Annotated in this window: 15 protein-coding genes; 5 read left to right on the top strand and 10 right to left on the bottom strand. The window is 36.4% G+C overall.

The window, feature by feature from the left end; all coding sequences use genetic code 11:
• Positions 1 to 162 precede the first annotated feature (162 nt).
• Together DKL58_RS08260 and DKL58_RS08255 are read left to right on the top strand one after the other, a co-directional pair.
• The gene (locus DKL58_RS08260; protein ID WP_109586775.1) at positions 163 to 1,992 is read left to right on the top strand and encodes a cation:proton antiporter family protein; all 1,830 of its coding nucleotides are present in this window, start codon (positions 163 to 165) and stop codon (positions 1,990 to 1,992) included.
• Between the two features lie 378 nt (positions 1,993 to 2,370).
• Positions 2,371 to 3,159: an SLAP domain-containing protein gene (locus DKL58_RS08255; protein WP_109586774.1), complete on the top strand. Its 789-nt coding sequence runs from the start codon at positions 2,371 to 2,373 to the stop codon at positions 3,157 to 3,159.
• A gap of 196 nt (positions 3,160 to 3,355) precedes the next feature.
• On the opposite strand, the gene DKL58_RS08250 is transcribed toward DKL58_RS08255, so the two are convergent.
• Both DKL58_RS08250 and DKL58_RS08245 read right to left on the bottom strand, forming a co-directional pair.
• On the bottom strand, positions 3,356 to 4,327 hold the full coding sequence (locus DKL58_RS08250; RefSeq protein ID WP_109586773.1) for a Gfo/Idh/MocA family protein: 972 nt from the start codon (positions 4,325 to 4,327) through the stop codon (positions 3,356 to 3,358).
• A 150-nt stretch (positions 4,328 to 4,477) separates the two neighbouring features.
• On the bottom strand, positions 4,478 to 5,248 hold the full coding sequence (locus DKL58_RS08245) for a hypothetical protein (protein ID WP_109586772.1): 771 nt from the start codon (positions 5,246 to 5,248) through the stop codon (positions 4,478 to 4,480).
• Positions 5,249 to 5,748: 500 nt separating this feature from the next.
• Here DKL58_RS08245 and DKL58_RS08240 point away from each other — a divergent pair, with 500 nt between their 5' ends.
• On the top strand, positions 5,749 to 8,919 hold the full coding sequence (locus DKL58_RS08240; RefSeq protein WP_109586771.1) for a MucBP domain-containing protein: 3,171 nt from the start codon (positions 5,749 to 5,751) through the stop codon (positions 8,917 to 8,919).
• Positions 8,920 to 9,019: 100 nt separating this feature from the next.
• Here the strand turns inward: DKL58_RS08240 and DKL58_RS08235 are convergent, their stop codons facing one another.
• Positions 9,020 to 9,817, bottom strand: a complete 798-nt coding sequence (locus tag DKL58_RS08235; RefSeq protein ID WP_109586770.1) for a hypothetical protein — start codon at positions 9,815 to 9,817, stop codon at positions 9,020 to 9,022.
• 158 nt (positions 9,818 to 9,975) lie between these two features.
• Between DKL58_RS08235 and DKL58_RS08230 the strand changes: the two genes are divergently transcribed.
• On the top strand, positions 9,976 to 10,668 hold the full coding sequence (locus tag DKL58_RS08230) for a 2,3-diphosphoglycerate-dependent phosphoglycerate mutase (RefSeq protein WP_046327646.1): 693 nt from the start codon (positions 9,976 to 9,978) through the stop codon (positions 10,666 to 10,668).
• Between the two features lie 291 nt (positions 10,669 to 10,959).
• On the opposite strand, the gene lepA is transcribed toward DKL58_RS08230, so the two are convergent.
• The 4 genes from lepA to DKL58_RS08210 all read right to left on the bottom strand — a co-directional run bounded on the left by lepA (position 10,960) and on the right by DKL58_RS08210 (position 14,964).
• The gene (gene lepA, locus DKL58_RS08225) at positions 10,960 to 12,774 is read right to left on the bottom strand and encodes a translation elongation factor 4 (protein WP_109586769.1); all 1,815 of its coding nucleotides are present in this window, start codon (positions 12,772 to 12,774) and stop codon (positions 10,960 to 10,962) included.
• A 1-nt stretch (position 12,775) separates the two neighbouring features.
• Positions 12,776 to 13,438, bottom strand: coding sequence for a TetR/AcrR family transcriptional regulator (locus DKL58_RS08220; RefSeq protein ID WP_239386376.1), 663 nt, complete (start codon positions 13,436 to 13,438; stop codon positions 12,776 to 12,778).
• 123 nt (positions 13,439 to 13,561) lie between these two features.
• Positions 13,562 to 14,443 (bottom strand): IS3 family transposase, encoded by an 882-nt coding sequence (locus DKL58_RS08215; protein WP_239386451.1) that lies wholly within the window; start codon positions 14,441 to 14,443, stop codon positions 13,562 to 13,564.
• On the bottom strand, positions 14,440 to 14,964 hold the full coding sequence (locus DKL58_RS08210; RefSeq protein ID WP_045929018.1) for a helix-turn-helix domain-containing protein: 525 nt from the start codon (positions 14,962 to 14,964) through the stop codon (positions 14,440 to 14,442). Before DKL58_RS08210 ends, DKL58_RS08215 begins: the two co-directional genes overlap by 4 nt.
• A gap of 71 nt (positions 14,965 to 15,035) precedes the next feature.
• Between DKL58_RS08210 and DKL58_RS08205 the strand changes: the two genes are divergently transcribed.
• Positions 15,036 to 16,441 (top strand): IS3 family transposase gene (locus tag DKL58_RS08205; RefSeq protein ID WP_369792500.1). Its coding sequence is split into 2 segments (ribosomal slippage): positions 15,036 to 15,519 and positions 15,519 to 16,441, totalling 1,407 coding nucleotides; the frame shifts between segments, so codons are not numbered across the junction.
• 92 nt (positions 16,442 to 16,533) lie between these two features.
• Here the strand turns inward: DKL58_RS08205 and DKL58_RS08200 are convergent.
• The 3 genes from DKL58_RS08200 to DKL58_RS08190 form a co-directional block, all read right to left on the bottom strand.
• Positions 16,534 to 17,502: an asparaginase gene (locus DKL58_RS08200; protein WP_109586767.1), complete on the bottom strand. Its 969-nt coding sequence runs from the start codon at positions 17,500 to 17,502 to the stop codon at positions 16,534 to 16,536.
• Positions 17,503 to 17,672: 170 nt separating this feature from the next.
• Entirely contained in the window at positions 17,673 to 17,990 is a 318-nt protein-coding gene (locus tag DKL58_RS08195) for a carboxymuconolactone decarboxylase family protein (RefSeq protein ID WP_045928645.1), read from the bottom strand.
• 3 nt (positions 17,991 to 17,993) lie between these two features.
• Entirely contained in the window at positions 17,994 to 18,407 is a 414-nt protein-coding gene (locus tag DKL58_RS08190) for a cupin domain-containing protein (protein ID WP_045928644.1), read from the bottom strand.
• Positions 18,408 to 18,582 lie beyond the last annotated feature (175 nt).

The raw sequence follows: 18,582 nt of genomic DNA, 5'->3' as shown, positions 1-18,582 counted from the left end.
TTAAAGAAACAGGTCATGATAATTATCGTGACCTGTTTTTATGTGCAGCAGAATTTTAATTAATTGATTTTTGAAAGCTATGAATACTTGCTACCCTTTTTATTTTCTCTGCTCGTCAATATTTTGTATAATCGATTAAGAATAAATGAGGAGGTAATCCTGGTGGCACAGTTGTCTTTATTCCTAGTTGTTTTGTTTGCCTTAATTGTTCCTATTTTAATGGCACGATTAAAGGTAAATGCTGTTCCTACAGCCGTTGCAGAAATTATCATTGGTATTATTCTAGGTGCCAGTGGCTTTAACATTGTACAACCAACGCATGACCTAGCGTTTTTATCAAATTTGGGCGTCATTTTGTTATTGTTTTTGTCGGGGATGGAAATCAACTTTGATTTGCTGAAACCAAAGCATAAACAAGAAAAAAAGCCGGATCATATATCTCCCTTTAAAATTGCTTTAGAAGCATTTTTAGGTGTGGCTCTTTTATCTGTTTGCCTGGCATTAGTTTTAAAATGGTTTGGCTTATTTGGCGATACGATGCTTGCAACCATTATTTTCATGACTATTGCACTGGGAGTAGTAATTGCGACCTTAAAAGAAAAAGACATTTTAAATAGACCGATAGGTCAGACGATTTTATTAACTGCGGTTTTGGGAGAAGTAATTCCATTAATGCTGCTGACGGTTTATGCTGCGATTAATGGTGGCAATACCAGACAATTGTGGCTTATTATTTTGCTCTTTGGCGTGGCTATTTTACTGTTGTGGCACTTTAAGCAGCCTTATCTGTGGTTTGTTAAAGTAACCAAGTCAACTACGCAGTTAGATGTTCGTTTAGCCTTTTTTCTAATTTTCGCATTGGTAACAGTTGCTGAAAGGGTCGGAGTAGAAAATATTTTAGGAGCCTTTTTAGCTGGCATTGTAATGAAATTGCTGGAGCCTAGTCAGGAAACTGCTGATAAATTGACTTCAATTGGTTACGGCTTCTTTATTCCTATTTTCTTTATTATGACGGGAGTTAAACTCAATTTAAAATCACTTTTGGCACATCCCAGCTCATTAATTCTGTTACCAATATTAGTTCTGTTTTTATTTCTGGCAAAATTGCCTGTTGCATTAGTTTATGCCAGAAAGTTTGGTTTAAGAAATGGTTTTGCGGGTGGTTTTTTGACCGCTACTACGATCACCATTGTTTTACCGACTTTAGCGGTAGCCAGAAAACTAAATGTTATTACGCGCTTGCAATCTGATGTTTTTATTCTGGCCGCTGTGATAGTTTGCATTTTTTGTCCGATACTTTTTAATGCAATATTTAAGTTAAAAGCAGAGGATCGTATCAAGGAAAAAGTGGTAATTATAGGCACTAATGCTTTAACAGTTCCAGTCATGCTTGATTTGCATGATAATTGGTATTCAGTTCAAATGTATACTACCAGTAGTGAACACTATAATATTTATAAGAGCCGTGTGCCAGATTTAAAATTATTACCTAAGCTGGATGAAGAAAATTTGAGACAATCTGACGCTTTTGCCGGAAATATTTTTGTTGCGGCTATGAGATCTGACGAAACTAATTTGCGACTGGGGCAATTGGCAAAATCTAAGGGCAATTTTAAACGGATTATTATTTGTCAAAAGCGTGCTGACATTGCCAAGGTCGGACAATTGCGCAGCAGTGGCATGGAAGTTTTTGATTTAAGCAATGTTACTTCATCACTGCTGCGAGCACTGATAGAATCGCCCGCTGTTTATAATGTGATGAGCGATACCAAAAATGCTGTCTATTCTGTTGTTGTCCGCAATGGGCAGTATTCAGGTCGTCAATTGATGGATTGGGATATAGCAAGTGATATCACCGTCAGCCGTATTCATCGTGGACAAGAATGGCTGGTTCCACATGGGCATACAGTTATTGAAATGGGAGACGAATTGATATTTACTTCTAAATATCAGGTTGCTGACCGTATTCGCAGGGTTGTAGGCAATAAGTAATTTTGTTAATTAAAAAAGCAGTTTGCCGATATGACACTTTATTAGAATTTAACTAAGGACTAACTTTCTTACGATAGGAGCTAGTCCTTTTTGTGTGTCACATTTTGATAAATTGTAAAAGTATAGGAGATAATTTGATATTATTAAAAAGCAGACCGTTTAATTGCAATATACAAAATGTTTGCTGTAAAAATAGCAAAAATTAGAAAAATTTTTGCGAGCGCGTATGACAAAAAATAATAATTTATTAAAACTATAGTCTTTTTTTTGGGTGTTTATAGTGCTAAAATAACTTCTATGTAACTCTATATGAGTTATAGCGCTCTGGTTTTTAACTAAGGACGTCGGAAATTGTCAATCGAAAAAGGAAGGCTCAAAATGAGTAAAAATAGTTTTTATAGGAAAATGATTGTTTCAGTTGCAGGTGCAACTTTATTAGCTGTTGGTGTTAATCAATTACCAACCAGTGCTTTAAGCAGTGCTGCAACTGAGGTCAGTGCAGCTAAAAAGGCTACCAAGACCAAAAAAGTCGGCGCCAATTCTGCTGTTTACAAGCAAAAGGGCAAGAAGTTAGTTAAAACCAAGAAGACAGTAAAAGTAGGTCAAAAAGTTAACGTTCTTGGCAAAAAGACTGTTAAAGGCAAGGTATATTACAAGATTGGTAAGAACCAATTTGTTAAGGCTGTCAATCTTGATGGTAAAGTCGTTACAGTAGCTGAGAACACTGTTTTGGTTACTAGAAGCGGCAAAGCTTTGAAGAACGGCAAAGTTAAAACGGGCCAAGAACTTAAAGTCTATGGTGGTACTGTTACTATCAAGGGCAAGAAGTATTATTCAACTTTAGCTGGATACGTTAAAGTTAGTGCTTTAGCTAAGAAGGAGACTCCAGTAGATCCAATTTCTAATGGTTCAACTAGTTCAAATGGTTCAAACGGTTCAGCTGGTTCAACCAGCTCAACTGGCTCTAACGGTTCAGCCGGTTCAACCAGCTCAACTGGTTCAAACGGCTCAACCAGTTCAACTGGTTCAACCAGTTCTAACGGTTCAGGTAGTTCTAATGGTTCAACAGGATCAGATAGTTCAAATGGTTCTGCTGGTTCAGGCAGCTCTAACGGTTCAACCAATTCATCCAGTTCAGCTAGCTCAACTGCTCCATCAAAGAACTAGTACAGAGTAAAATAAAGTTTTGTTTTCTACAATTAAGTAACTAAATATAACTGAAAAAAGATCAGGTTTATCTTCTTAGTAAATAACTCCAAGAAATTTTTTGAAGTCTGAATAAGAAGTTCCTGGTCTTTTTTGTAAATAAAAAACGCGGCTCTCTCATCGTGTGAGATAAAGCTGCGCTTTTTAAATAGTTCTTTTACTGGTTTGAAACAGATTCTTTTGCTTTTGCTAAAACTGTCATAACAGCAATACTGTGATTATAAAGCTCGTTTGCTTTTTGAACGTCATGACTATCAATAATTTTCACAAAGTCTGTAAACTCGCTAGCCATTCTGTGATCAAATTCATTAAAATTAAATTCGCTGTTGTCGCCGTCTTTGTGTTCAACCGTAAAGCTTGCTATTACTCCCGTAGAACCATCAAAATAGATAGTACCTTTTTCACCTTCAATAAACGAACGTGGGGTGGTGTAACTGTCTTTAGCTGCAATTAATACTGCTTGCTTGTCCGGGTATACGAGATTGAGTATGCCGGAAGTGTCAATTTGTTTTTGCATTACCGGATAATACTGCACTTTTTCAGGTTCACCAAATAGACCAACGCATAAATGAATATTATAAATATTTAAGTCCATTAGAGTTCCGCCGTCTTTAGCCGGATCAAATACAGGTGCGATTTTACCTTGCAAGAAATCATCATAGCGACTGGAATACTGCGTGTAATTAAGAGAAATAATATGAATAGGGGCGATTTCAGCTAATTGACGCTTGATTGCTTTATAATTTGGCAAATGAATATTCGTAATAGCTTCAACGATAATGACATTATTCCTGTCAGCTAATTGCTTCAGTTCTTTTGCCTGAGCAACAGTTTCAACGTAGGGCTTCTCACAAATAACATTTTTGCCTGCTGCAATAGCTTTTTTAACCACCTCATAATGCAAGGAGTTGGGTACTGCGACATAAACAGTGTCTACGTTATCGTCATGACATAACTGATCGTTATCAGCAAATACCTCTTTGATACCATACTGCTTAGCCAAATCTGCAGCAATATGCTGGCTACGCTTTGTAGTTGAGATTGCCGTCAATTCCAGATCTTCAATTTTAGCGGCAGTTGTTAAAAAATCATGGACAATTTTACCACTACCAACAATTCCTAATTTCATATCTAGACCTCCGATTACTAATGAAAATATTTAAACAACTCTATAGTCATTTTATCTCATTAAGTAACCTAAAAGCACCATAATTATGATAGTTAAATATTTACTAAAAATAGTTGTTTTCATATAAAGACCTTTACTTTATTGTTCAAATTAGTTTGCAGGAGCGGGAGTGGCATTTTTTACTTCATCAGGTAACGTTAACGTATCGAACTGACCGAAATGACTTTTTCTCATTTTAACAGCTACCTGTGTTGATTTTGCTAAGGTTGCCTTAAGGGCATATTTAGAATCAATTATCTTCTGGTCTTTAATAGTGTATACGAAGGTGCACTTGCTGAATTTAAAGTTCTTGTGTAAATAAGAAGTATCTACTTTATTTGAGCCCATTAATTTTAGCATCGCATCGAGCATTTTTTGACCCTTCAAAGTGCCTTTGACAGTATAAGTACCATTTTTACTGGTGATTTTGGCTTTTTTACTCATTTCTTGGTAAATACTCTTGTTAAACTTCTGCAAAGACTTGCCATTTTTTAAGTTGTTTAGCTCTTTAACCAAATAGTCAGGCAGTTTATCGTATTGCCACTTGCCGTCTTGAATTGAATAAATGCGCTTGCTGTTTAAATCAACCCATTCATCCAATTGTTGAGTTTTTTTACCACTTTTAGCTGTGCTGATACTATGCAATACACCAGTTTGACCGCTAAAAATGGACTTTGTTTTTATGGTTGTTTTTTGTTTTCTGTATTTAGTTGTTGATATTTGGTCAGTTTGTGAACTAGTTGGTGTTTGTTCTTCTTTTTTGATAATAGAAATAGCCTGCTTTTTGCTTAAGGCAGCATCAACTGATTGAGTATGAGCTAAGCCACCGCCAACTAAAGTGGCAGACAATAACATAGCCGTCAAAAATTTCTTCAATTTCATAATTAATTTCTCCTATATTATTAAAAAATGGTTTACAAATTGTTTTGAATAAAGAGAAAAAGTCTAACTCTGTGTTTTTTAATTATTTCAGTAGATTCTAGGGTACATTTAACCTTGTCCAGATATGATCTCAGCCACCGCCAACTGATGTAGCAGATATCAATAAACCAAAATAAATTTCTTGAGTCTAATTCTTAAAATCTCCTTTTCTTTAATAACTTTATTGTATATTAAAAAAATAAAATGTGTATCTTTTTCTTTTATTTTTTATTAATAATTTGTCGGAATTAAAAAATATAATAAATTTGTTATTTTATCTTAGTACTTTCAGCTAATTTAGACGTTGATTTTACTAGGGGCTTCTGCTACAATTACGTTAATCCGTGTCATTTAATATACCGCGGAAAATAAACACTAGTGAATACATAAAATTACTTTTAAAAACATAAAATATTTAAATAATCCTAGATTTAAGTATTTTTTAAGAGAAAGGAACATTTATGTATAAAAAAAGAATAGTTGCTTTTTTTCTAGGTATATTATTATTTTTATTCTATGGAAATGTAAATACTACATATGCAGATACAAATAGTAGTCCTTATATTATAGTTGATAAAGATAGTTTTAATGACTATTTTAATTTGAATGGATCTGCATCTTATGATCAAAATGCAGGTGTAGTAACTTTAACACCTGCCTCAAAAAATCAAGTAGGATCCTTTACTTTAAATAGTAAAATTGATCTAAATACCAGTTTTTCATTGTTAGGATACATTAACCTTGGGGAAAATCCTAATGGAGGAGACGGTTTGGGTTTTGCTTTTCATGGCGGTAACTCATCTGACCTTGGTAATGCAGGTGGCAATTTGGGAATTGCCGGCTTGCAAAATGCTATTGGCTTTAAGATAGATACTTTCCTTAATAAATTTGTGGCTCCAGAAAGTGATCTGAAAGGGTCAATGGTTAATCAAGCTGATTCTTTTGGCTTTGGCTTAAATCCAGATTCAGGCAACCCACCATATGGTGCGTTTGTTACCACGAGCAAAAAGCAGTTGAAATCCAAGAATGGAGTCCTTGTAGATAGATGGTGGGCTGAGGATGTGCCTGATAGTGCACAATCTCTTTCCAGTTCTGACATTGATGGTGAATTTCATAAATTTAATGTTAATTATGATGGTAGAAGCAGGCTTCTAACTATTAGTTTCACTCAAACAAACGATAATGTACTAAGGTGGACTAAACAGATAGATGATAGCTATTCTACAATGTCCCTCACAGTGACCGGATCAACCGGATCACTTATTAATGAACAACAATTTAAGATAACCAGTTTTTCATTTCAAGAAGCTGCTACTGTTGATGTAAAATATGTAGATACATTTGGTAAAACTTTGGCACAGGGAAAAGTAGATTATCCTTCAGGTGCTTATGTTAATGGCACATATAATACTGAAAAAATGGAAATCAAGGGATATACTTTCCAGAATATGGATGATGGAACTGTTACTGAAGAAAAAAGCCTGCCTGCTACAGGTACTTTGAAGAAAAATGGTAATAATGGAAGCATTATCTACGTATACAAAGCTAATAACTATCGCGTAAAGTTTGATCCCAATCAAGGTATCAACACAATGCCAGACCAACTTTTTACATATAATGTGGCTCAACTTTTAAATAAAAACATTTTTGTAAGAGATAACTTTGTTTTTAATAACTGGAATACTGCACCGGATGCTTCTGGAGTTACGTATACAGATGGTCAAAATGTCTTTAATTTAACAGATACTGCTAATGGCGTCATTACTTTATATGCACAATGGAAAAAGGCTAATTGTGCTGTAATAACCAAATACGTTGATGAGACAGGTAAAGAAATACATGATCCAGTCACTGAAACTGGTATAATTGGCACAAAATATGTGACAAAAAAGCTTGCTATTGAAGGTTATACATTAGATGAAAGTAAAATACCTGCTAATGCGACAGGAAAATATAGTGAAAACGATATAGTTGTAACCTATGTATACAAGAAGGACCCTCCTGCGCCAACTGTAGGTAAAGTGACAACCAAATACGTTGATGAGACAGGTAAAGAAATACATGATCCAGTCACTGAAACTGGTGTAGTTGGCGCAGAATATGTGACAAAAAAGCTTGCTATTGAAGGTTATACTTTAGATGAAAGTAAAATACCTGCTAATGCGACAGGAAAATATAGTGAAAACGATATAGTTGTAACCTATGTATACAAAAAAGACCCTCCTGCGCCAACTGTAGGTAAAGTGACAACCAAATACGTTGATGAGACAGGTAAAGAAATACATGATCCAGTCACTGAAACTGGTATAGTTGGCACAGCATATGTGACAAAAAAGCTTGCTATTGAAGGTTATACTTTAGATGAAAGTAAAATACCTGCTAATGCGACAGGAAAATATAGTGAAAACGATATAGTTGTAACCTATGTATACAAAAAAGACCCTCCTGCGCCAACTGTAGGTAAAGTGACAACCAAATACGTTGATGAGACAGGTAAAGAAATACATGATCCAGTCACTGAAACTGGTATAGTTGGCACAGCATATGTGACAAAAAAGCTTGCTATTGAAGGTTATACTTTAGATGAAAGTAAAATACCTGCTAATGCGACAGGAAAATATAGTGAAAACGATATAGTTGTAACCTATGTATACAAAAAAGACCCTCCTGCGCCAACTGTAGGTAAAGTGACAACCAAATACGTTGATGAGACAGGTAAAGAAATACATGATCCAGTCACTGAAACTGGTATAGTTGGCACAGCATATGTGACAAAAAAGCTTGCTATTGAAGGTTATACTTTAGATGAAAGTAAAATACCTGCTAATGCGACAGGAAAATATAGTGAAAACGATATAGTTGTAACCTATGTATACAAAAAAGACTCTCCTGCGCCAACTGTGGGTAAAGTGACAACCAAATACGTTGATGAGGCAGGTAACGAAATACATGATCCAGTCACTGAAACTGGTGTAGTTGGCGCAGAATATGTGGCAAAAAAGCTTGCTATTGAAGGTTATACTTTAGATGAAAGTAAAATACCTGCTAATGCGACAGGAAAATATAGTGAAAACGATATAGTTGTAACCTATGTATACAAAAAAGACTCTCCTGCGCCAACTGTAGGTAAAGTGATAACCAAGTTTGTTGATGAGGCAGGTAACGAAATACATAAACCGGTTGAGCAAACTGGTGTGGTAGGATCTAGTTATACTACTGCAAAATTAGGAATTTCTGGTTATACATTAGATGAAAGTAAATTACCGAATAATAGAGATGGAAAATTTATTCAGGGGGACATCATTGTAACTTATGTTTACAGCATGAACAAACCTCAAGTGAATGATACACCTACTGCAGAACAAGATAAAAATAATTATGGTGATAATAATGATTCTAATAAGCAAAATGATGTAAATGGAACGAATCATGATTTTGCCAAAACTGTTTCAAATAATAAAACTGCTAAAAAGCAAGAAGTAAGTCAAAAGCCAACTGCATTAAAATCTAAAAAAGCAAGTTTGCCTAAGACTGGAGCTAAAGAGCAAAAATATTTACTAGTCTTTGGTACACTTTTATTATTATTTATAGTTTATATTACACTTGATACAAACAAGCATCACGATTATTAGACGTGTAAGTCTTAAAAATAGCTATAAAAAGGTTGAAATAAACTCTCTAGATTAGAGTGAAATCTATCTAGAGAGTTTTTATATTGAAAAATAATATTAACTATTTTTTCTTCTTGTCAGCTTTAGGTAGTGGGTGGGCATTAAGTGCATTGTTAGGGATCTTTAAGAAGTCTTGCTTACCCATATTGCCATAACTTTGTCCTGCACTAAAGCGCATTAGTTTGTTAACTTTGATTTTTACTAAGTATTGAAAAGAGTATAGTTTCTTGTTTTTGACTACTAATTTTGCAGTCATGCCTTGAATTTTACCCATTTTAACTAATTTATTGTAAATTGTTTTTTGCTTGGGACTTTGTGTATTAGTAGTAAAAATTGGATCAAGCGCATCTTTCATTGTGTGCTGATCCTTGATTTTGGCATTTAAGGTATAAGTATGACCTTTGCGGGTCATTTTATAAGCTTTAGTAAGAACGGCAGGTGGATCCATCAACATCGCGTTATTAGTGAATGAGTCGAGTAGATCAGCATAAGAATGACCTGTCAGTTTGTTAAAATCGGCTTTGTACCACTTACTCTGCCCGTTAATATAAACGTGATTGGCACTATCCACCCATTCTTGTGAGGACTGGGTTTTACCCTTAGATTGTGTTTCGTAATTAAGCTGAAAAACAGTTGGGTTGCCACCGAAAAGAGCGGTAGTAGCAACCACCTGCTTAGATGTATCCGTGCCTAAAGTCACTGTTTGCTTAGCTTGTCCGCTCTTAAATGATTTCTGTGAACATTTGATTACTTGGCTTTTAGTTAGAATTGGTTCGCTTTGTTTTTTCGGCTTGGAGCAACCACCCACAACTAGCGCTGCAGCAATACTCAAGCCTAAAATTAGTTTTTTAAATTTCATAGTGAGTTAGATTATCTCTTTTCTTATAATCATTATTATAACTATTGTATCGTAAAATATAAATTTAAAAAATGATTTTTAGTCCTAAACCCTATGAAAACAAAATGTAAATGTGTAAAATAATAAGTGAAACATTTAATTTGCAAAGGAGATATTTCATGTCAAAATTAGTTTTGATCCGTCACGGACAAAGTGAATGGAACCTTGAAAATAAATTTACTGGTTGGATTGATGTAGATTTATCAGAAAAAGGCGTTGAAGAAGCAAAGAATGCAGGTAAGTTAATTAAAGAACACGGTCTTAAATTTGACCAAGCCTATACTTCAGTTTTGACTCGTGCTATTAAGACTTTACACTATGCTTTGGCAGAAAGCGACCAACTTTGGGTTCCCGAAACTAAGAGCTGGAGATTAAACGAGCGTCATTACGGCGGTTTACAAGGTTTAAATAAGAAGGCTACTGCCGATAAGTACGGTGATGAACAAGTTCACATTTGGCGTCGTTCATACGATGTTTTGCCACCAAAGATTGAGGATGACTCAAAATACAGCCAAGTTCATGATCGTCGTTACGCTGATCTTGATCCACACATTATTCCACGGACTGAGAACTTAAAAGTTTGTTTGGAAAGAGTTATGCCATTTTGGGAAGATCACATTGCGCCAGACTTATTAGCTGGTAAGAATGTCATTATTGCCGCTCATGGTAACTCACTTCGTGCCTTGACTAAATACATCGAAAACATTTCTGACGCTGATATTATGAACTTGGAAATGAAGACTGGTGAACCAGTAGTTTACACCTTTGATGAAAAGTTGAATGTCACTAACAAAGAAAAGTTAGACGACTAATTTTAAGTTAAAAAATAAAAGAGTCTGGGAAAAAACTCTAACTTAACTAAAAAGGCTGACAAATCACGTCAATAAAACGTTGATTTGTCAGTCTTTTTAAATTGTGAAATTTTTTAATTTAACTTCAAAGAGCACTTTTTTCCCACACACTTTTTTTAGTACTGGCAACTAAGTTGTTACTTGTTACAAAATGTTAAGTGCTGTCACTATCACTCAGTATATTTTGATGAAACTTTAATCTATAGAAAACCAGAAAGATATATCTTCTCGCCTTTTATTTGCCTCAAGTTCTTAATCCGGTTCATTAATGTTTAAAATGGCATCGAAGACGCTTTGGGGTAGCTTAATATCGCTTTTAACAGCTTGTCGTTTATTTAAGCTTTGTCTACGCAAAAGTTGTTGTTTCTTCGAAATACTCCGTTTTTCGCCATTAACAGCCGCATTTTTACGCAAAGGCGGTACGTCAACTCTGGCAATTGACTTGTTTTCCACCATTGCTTGCACAGGCATGGGGTATAAACGACGCGGCACAGTATATTTCAATTTTTTAACTAATTTATGGGCAATCAAATCGGCTTTTTGCCGCGGCACAATAATGTCGAGAGCATCAACAGCGGCATAGTTAATCTGAATTTGAATTTTAACTACATCCACCAGTTCGTAGTCCAGAAATTCAGTGTCAAGAGTCGCAAAACCATGAGTAATTGATTTTAAGCTGTTGAAAAAGTCATAGGCAATTTCAGAAACAGGCAGTTTGTATGTTAATGTGACTATATCTTGTTGATTGTCTAAGTCAACCATTTCCCCAAAATGCTGGTCACATAATTTCATGACTGCTCCTAAATATTCATTGGGAGTGGTAATAACTGCTTTGACATAAGATTCTGTGACGTAATCGATTTCAGAAAAGTCAGGAAATTTCGCTGGATTGGTGATAGTGAGGTATTCCTGCTTAGGCTGAGGCTGCTTGAGATAAACGTGATAGGTTGCATTCGGTGCAGTGGTTAATACTTCCACATGATATTCATCCCGCAGTCGTTCCTGGATTATTTGCAAGTGAAAAATGCCTAAGAAACCGCAGCGAAAGCCGGCATCAAGAGCTTCAGACAGTTCAGGAGCGTAATGAAAAGCGGAATCATTGAGAGCCAGCTTACTAATAGCTTGTTTTAAGGCTTCATAACTGGTATCTCCCTTAGGATAAAAACCGGCATAAACCATTGATTGCGCTGGCTTAAAGTGGGGAATGGCATTTTTAGTAGGATTTTCTGCAGTGGTTAAGGTATCGCCAACCTGGACACTGGCAACATCTTTAATTCCAGTCACAATATAGCCGACTTCTCCCGCATTTAATTCCTTTACCGGCTGCATGTTTGGGGTGAAAATCCCTATTGCTTGCGCATTAAACTTGCTACCGCCCTGCATTAGCTGCAATTTTTGCTGGTTCTTTAACTGACCATCAATTAGTCTGACATCCGCGATAATTCCCTGATATGAATCATACTGTGAGTCAAAAATCAGTGCCTTAAGTGCTGCATCGGGTTTTCCCTGAGGGGCTGGAATTTTTTGATAAATTGCTTCTAATACTTGATGAACATTTTTTCCTGTTTTAGCAGAAATTTTTAAAATATCCGCGTCTGCAAATTCTGGTCTTAAGGCACGTATTTGTGCCTCCGTTGCCTCTACGTCTGCCGCTGCATTGTCAATTTTGTTAATCACCGGAATGATAGTCAGATTATGTTTTAAAGCTAAACGCAAATTGGCTACGGTTTGTGCTTGTACACCCTGAGTTGCGTCGACCAGTAAAATAGCACCATCACTGGCAGCCAGACTTTTAGAAACTTCGTAAGAAAAATCAACGTGCCCTGGGGTATCGATTAAATTGTATTCGTATTCCTGACCGTTATCTGCTTGATAAAAGTTACGCACTGATCTTGATTTGACTGTTACGCCATGCGCCTGCTCAACTTCCATGCTGTCCAAAAGTTGGTCACTTAACTGCCTTTTGCTCACAGTATCAGTTTGTTCCATAATTCTGTCAGCTAATGTTGATTTACCATGATCAATGTGAGCAATAATGGCAAAATTTCTAATATTAGCAAGTTTCATTTTATTTTGCTCCTTCCAGTTTTTGCTCTAAGCCTTGTAAATAAAAGAGCATTAATTGATTTGCTTCTTGTTCGAGGTCGATTTGAAAAACTTTAAAATCGACGGGCAATTGATCGTGGTGAAATTCGTCCAGATTCATCATATTCATTAAGCCGCTAATAATGGCACTTTGAATGATGAAAAGGTGGCTGGCTTGCTTAACGCTAAGCAGTGAAATTCTCTCGGCTATTGCTTGTCCCAATTTCCTGTTTATTTCATAGAGTTTTTTGCGACCAGCCAATGTCTGTTCTCTGTCAGCGGCAGTTTCTAAAATTGGACCACGTAACGCGTTAAGACGTAATAAATCAGTCCTCTGACTAATTAACAAATGGTTTTGCTCTAAAATAAAAGAGGAAAAATCAGCCCAAGAAGTGATATTTTCAGTTTTTTGAAAACGCTGAAGAACTTCCGTGAGGTAATCTTGGTAACCAGAAAGCAATAAGTACATAAAGATATTTTCTTTAGTTTTAAAATAATTAAATAGTGTGCCTTTGGCAACGCCAGATTCATGGGCAATTTGCGCCATAGATATTTGGTTAAAATCATTTTTTTGAAATAACTTGCTGGCAGCAGCTGCAATGAGCTGTTTTTTTGCTTCTTTTTCTTTGGGAGTCAAGACATACATAATGGCAGATATACTCCTTTCATTCAATAATGACCAACGGTCATTTTACAAATAATCGCCAATTTTTGCAAGAAAAAACCATCTTTATATGATGAAGCTAACCCCTAAAACTGGACGTTAGTTTTATATCATTTTACTTAAGGCTTGATTCCGATATTGAATCGGAGTTAAGCCTTTTAGTTTGTGCCGAATTCTATCTTCATTGTAATAACTTATCCATTCTTTCATCGCCTTAACCAATTGTTTCTTAGTATCAAAGTGATGTGAAAAATAATTCATTTCAACTTTCATAATGTGAAAGAAACTTTCCATAGCTGCATTATCATGACATGTAGCTCTTCGTGACATGCTTTGAAATACTTTATGTTTTCGTAAAGCATGTCGATATGGATTAGATTGATATTGAATTCCTTGATCACTATGGATTGTCATTCGATAATTTAATAGCTTTGGTCTTGCAGTAAACACTCCCTCTAATCCTTCTAGAACATATCTTGTTAATGGACGATCGGTGATCGTATAACTAATAATTTCACCGCTGAATAAGTCCTTAAATGGCGATAAATATACACGATCACGGATAGTCATGTTCCCATATCTAAATTCACTAATATCAGTTACGACCTTTTGATATGGTCTATCAGTCTTAAACTTTTGATGGAACCGATTCTTAGCTTTCTTATTTTGTGGACCCTTTGAAGAATCATATTTACCGGCTCTCAGATTATATTTATTAGCTCCTAAATTGTTCTCACGCATTAAGCGTTGAACACGTTTATGATTAACCATTAGGCGATAAGTCATCCTCAGAGTATCAGTTACAGGCCAGTATCCATAACTGGCATGATGCTTCTTTATCATTTTGATAATTGAAACAAGTGCTTTATCACTGATCAGCTTCTTTTTTGGATGAGGATGGTACTCGAATGTACTTTTAGACAAACTTGTGCAGGGTAATATTTCTTTTAATTTAAAGCCAAATTCTTGCCTTAGTTCATTAACTATAGATCTTTCTTCGTCCGATGTCCGCGTTTCTGAACTAAGGCATCTAGTTTTTTTAGATATTCATTTTCTACATGTAATGCACGATTCTCTAAACGTAGACGTTCAAGTTCAGTTAACTCTTGAGAAGTATATTTATGCTTCTTTGCTTTAATTTTCTTTTTATGCATTAATGGTCGTCCTTGCTTAATAAATAAAGCATCAACACCGCCTTCATTTAATTTTCTTTGCCAATTCGCAATAGTGGAATGTTGTTTAATATTAAAATGATTGGCAGTAATTTGATAGCTGGCACTATGTTCTTTTCTCCAGTTTAAGACTTCTAATTTAAATTGACCACTATATCTTGTCTTAGAAAAGCTTTTTTCCAGGCCTCTGTTACCATACTGTTGATAATTATTGATCCAACCATCAATAGATCTACGTGATGTGATATGTAATTTCTCTTGAATTTCTTTTGTACTAAATCCTCTTTGATACAAATCTACTGCTTCTAATTTTGTTTTTAGTAAATATTTAGACATAAGAAAACCCCCGAATTTGAAGTGCTCCATAATAGTTAGACATTAATCTGACTATTAGGAGCACTTTTTTCATGACTAAATATTCAACTACTTTGAAAATGGAAATTTGCAGTAAATACTTATCCCACCAAACCTCTTTAGCTAAACTAGAACGCGAATACGGCATTGATCATACCGAGATTAGGGCCTGGGCAGAACGTGCCCGTAAACATGGCTTAGCCGCTTTAAAGGTTACTCACACCCGACAAACTTATTTGCCTGAATTCAAGCTAAATGTGGTACGCTTCTATCATGAACATCACATGGGAGTACTCCAGGTAGCTGCAGTTTTTAATCTTTCGCGGTCAGTAGTAAGACAATGGCTGGCGGCTTATCAGGCTGCAGGCTACTCTGGGCTGCTCCCAAAATCCAAGGGGAGACCACCAACCATGACTAAAAAGAAGCGTCAGAAGAAGCTTAAACCCACTAAGAAGCTAACCGAAGTAGAACAATTGCGTCGTCAGGTTGCTGAGCTAGAGGCACAAAAAGCCGACTTAGAATTGGATAACTTAATCCTAAAAAAAGTGGCTGCCCGATATCCACGCTCACCAACCGGCAAAAAACCAGAATAGTCGTGGAGATTCGGGCTGAGCGACCTGAGGTGCCGTTAAAGCTTTTGCTTGCCAAGCTGCACCTTAACCGCAAAACTTATTACGACAACCGCAGTCACCGATTGAACCGATTAGATAAATACGCTGCTGTTAAAGGCGTAATCAAGTCTATCTTCTACCAAGAAAGTGATGAGACTTACGGTTATCGACGTATGCATGGTGCACTCTTAGATCAAGGCTTTAGCTATGCGCCCAATACCGTGCGCAAGCTGATGCGGCAGCTGGGACTAAAGACCAGAGTCTACAGTAGGCGCACTGCACGCTACAGTTCTTATGCGGGCCCTGCAGGCGTAATCAAGGAAAACATTTTAAAGCAGCGGTTTAATGAAACCAGACCCTACCACGTCTTACACACGGATATTACTGAATACAAGCTGACCACAGGCAAAAAGGTTTATATTTCACCGGTCATTGATGAGGCCTCACTGGAAATACTGGCTTGTCAAGTCAGCTATTCGCCTAACATGAAGCTGGTTTATGATATGCTGGCAGAGCTTAAGCACAAGCTGCCTAAAACAGCCCAGCCTATTTTGCATTCAGATCAGGGTTTTCAATACCGCCACAGCGGCTATCAGACCAAACTAAGACAGATGAAGATTAAGCAAAGCATGTCGCGCAAGGGTAATTGCCACGATAATGCACCGGGAGAAACCATCTTCAACCTAATGAAACGGGAGAAGCTCAACCGCATTAAGATCAGTTCACTAGCAGAAATGCGGGAAGTACTGCATGATTACGTTTACTGGTTCAATCATATTAGAAGATCAAACAAACTAAAATACACGACCCCGATCAAATATCGAAATCGTGCATTGAGTCTTGCGTAATATTAAAATGTCTAACTTTTTAGTTGCACTTCAATTGGAATCTTTGTCCAATTCCGGGGGTTAACTTCATGAAGATGGTTTTTATTGCTGATTTAATTATTAATGTATTTCTTTAATTGCTCATTTTTCAGACCAGCACTTAAACCAACTAAGAGCTTAATTCTGGCTTTTTGTCCATTGAGACCGCGGCAGAAGATAATGCCCATTTTGGCTAAGCCAACACCGCCACCTTGATAATCATAAACTGGTTCAGCGATACCGTTAAAGCAGCGTGAAACCAGAACTAGCGGAATATTATTATCGAGCAATTTTTGCAGTGCTGGCAGTGTTTGTGGCGGCATGTTGCCAGCACCTAAAGCTTCAATTACTATGCCGTTTGTTGATGGCTTGTTTAGAGCTTGAAAGATCTCGGGTCCCATTCCTGCATAGGCCTTTACTAAATAAACATTTGCAATAATGTGGTCAATTGGTAAGTGTTGCTGGGGATTGATAGTTTGCACGTAATTAACGTGACCTTCAGATACAACGCCTATAGGACCAAATGTAGCGGTGCGAAAAGTAGCAACATTTGTAGTATGGGTCTTCGTAACATAACGGGCGGGATGAATTTCATCATTCATCACAACTACAACACCTTTGCCAATAGAAGCATCAGAACTGGCGACCATGATTGCGGTTCTAAAATTGTACAACCCGTCGCTGCCAATTTCATTAGAAGAGCGCATAGCTCCGGTTACTACCACAGGCATTTTACTGGAAATGGTTAAATCTAAAAATAAAGCTGTTTCTTCCAGAGTGTCTGTGCCGTGAGTCACGACTGCCCCGAAAAAGCCTTCAGCTTCTGCTTGGCGGATCCGCAAAGAAAGTTGCAACATGCGCTCTGGTGTCATATGAGGAGAAGGCAAGTTGAAAATTTCTTCAGTAACTATCTGGACATCATCATTAACGTTTAAAGAGAGGTCAGCCAAGGGATTTTGACTGTTAGGCTTAATTTTGCCATTTTCATCTTCTGACATTGAAATGGTGCCACCAGTATGTAAGATCAGAATTTTTTTACTCATAATAGGTTTTTGCTCCTGTAATTTCTTTAATTAATACTTCTACAGGTTAGCATAAAATTAGGGATGCAGAAACCGTTAAAGACCATAGATTTTAGACATAAAATAGCCCCCAAATTTGTCCTAAATTTGGGTGTCACTTCAAAAAGGCCAGCTGCTTTAAATTAAAGGTTTTAATCAGTGAAAATTTCTTTTGCTAAATCAAAAGCAGACCAAGCCTTCGGCCAGCCGCAATAAAATGCCAAATGAGTAATCAGTTCGACCATTTCGTCTTTCGTAATGCCGTTCTTTTTGCCAATAATCATATGTGATTTAAGTTGAGGAAAAGCTCCTTGTGCCATTAATGCGGCACAAGTAATTAAACTACGGTCATGAGCAGACAACTTGTCCTCTCTTGACCAGACTTCACCAAATAAAACATCATCATTCAATTCTGCAAATTTAGGTGCAAAATCACCTAAGTTATCTCTACCAGCTGTTTGCTTTTTCATTTTTTAATCCTCCAATTTTCCATATTCTTCATCTGTGACTGGTTCGAGCCACTTGGGTGTTCCCGCAGTGATAGCAATATGCGCAAACCAACTGTCTTTAGTTGCGCCATGCCAATGTTTAACACTGTCATGAACGACCACTACATCACCAGGATGCAATTTACGAGGCGCTTTGCCTTCTTCTTGATACCAGCCCGTACCAGCTGTTGCTAACAAAATCTGAAAGCCGCCAATATGCTGGTGCCAGTTGTTGCGACAACCCGGTTCAAAACTAACGTTTGAGACGCTGACATTAATATCAGGATCACTGACTAAACTTTGCTGGTAGCTTTGACCCTTAAAATATTTTTGATAAGCAGTATTTTTGGCACCTAAAGCAAAAATACCATCTTGCACATCACTTTTATGATCGTCCATTTTTTTAACTCCTTTATATTTGATTTAATAAGATTACTTTAATCCTTAACGTGAACTTTAAGTCAAGTTGTTTTAACAGATGAGTTCAATGAGTTTTATTAATAAAGATTATTTTTTTTCGAATAGTATATATTGGAAAAATATAATGTGATAAAATTAATTTGATAAATGAAAG

The organism is Lactobacillus kullabergensis (assembly GCF_003151025.1).
In the GTDB taxonomy this organism is placed as follows: Bacteria; Bacillota; Bacilli; order Lactobacillales; family Lactobacillaceae; genus Lactobacillus; species Lactobacillus kullabergensis.
Note: the sequence above shows the minus strand (reverse complement) of the source record. Positions and strands in the feature narration are given on the sequence as shown.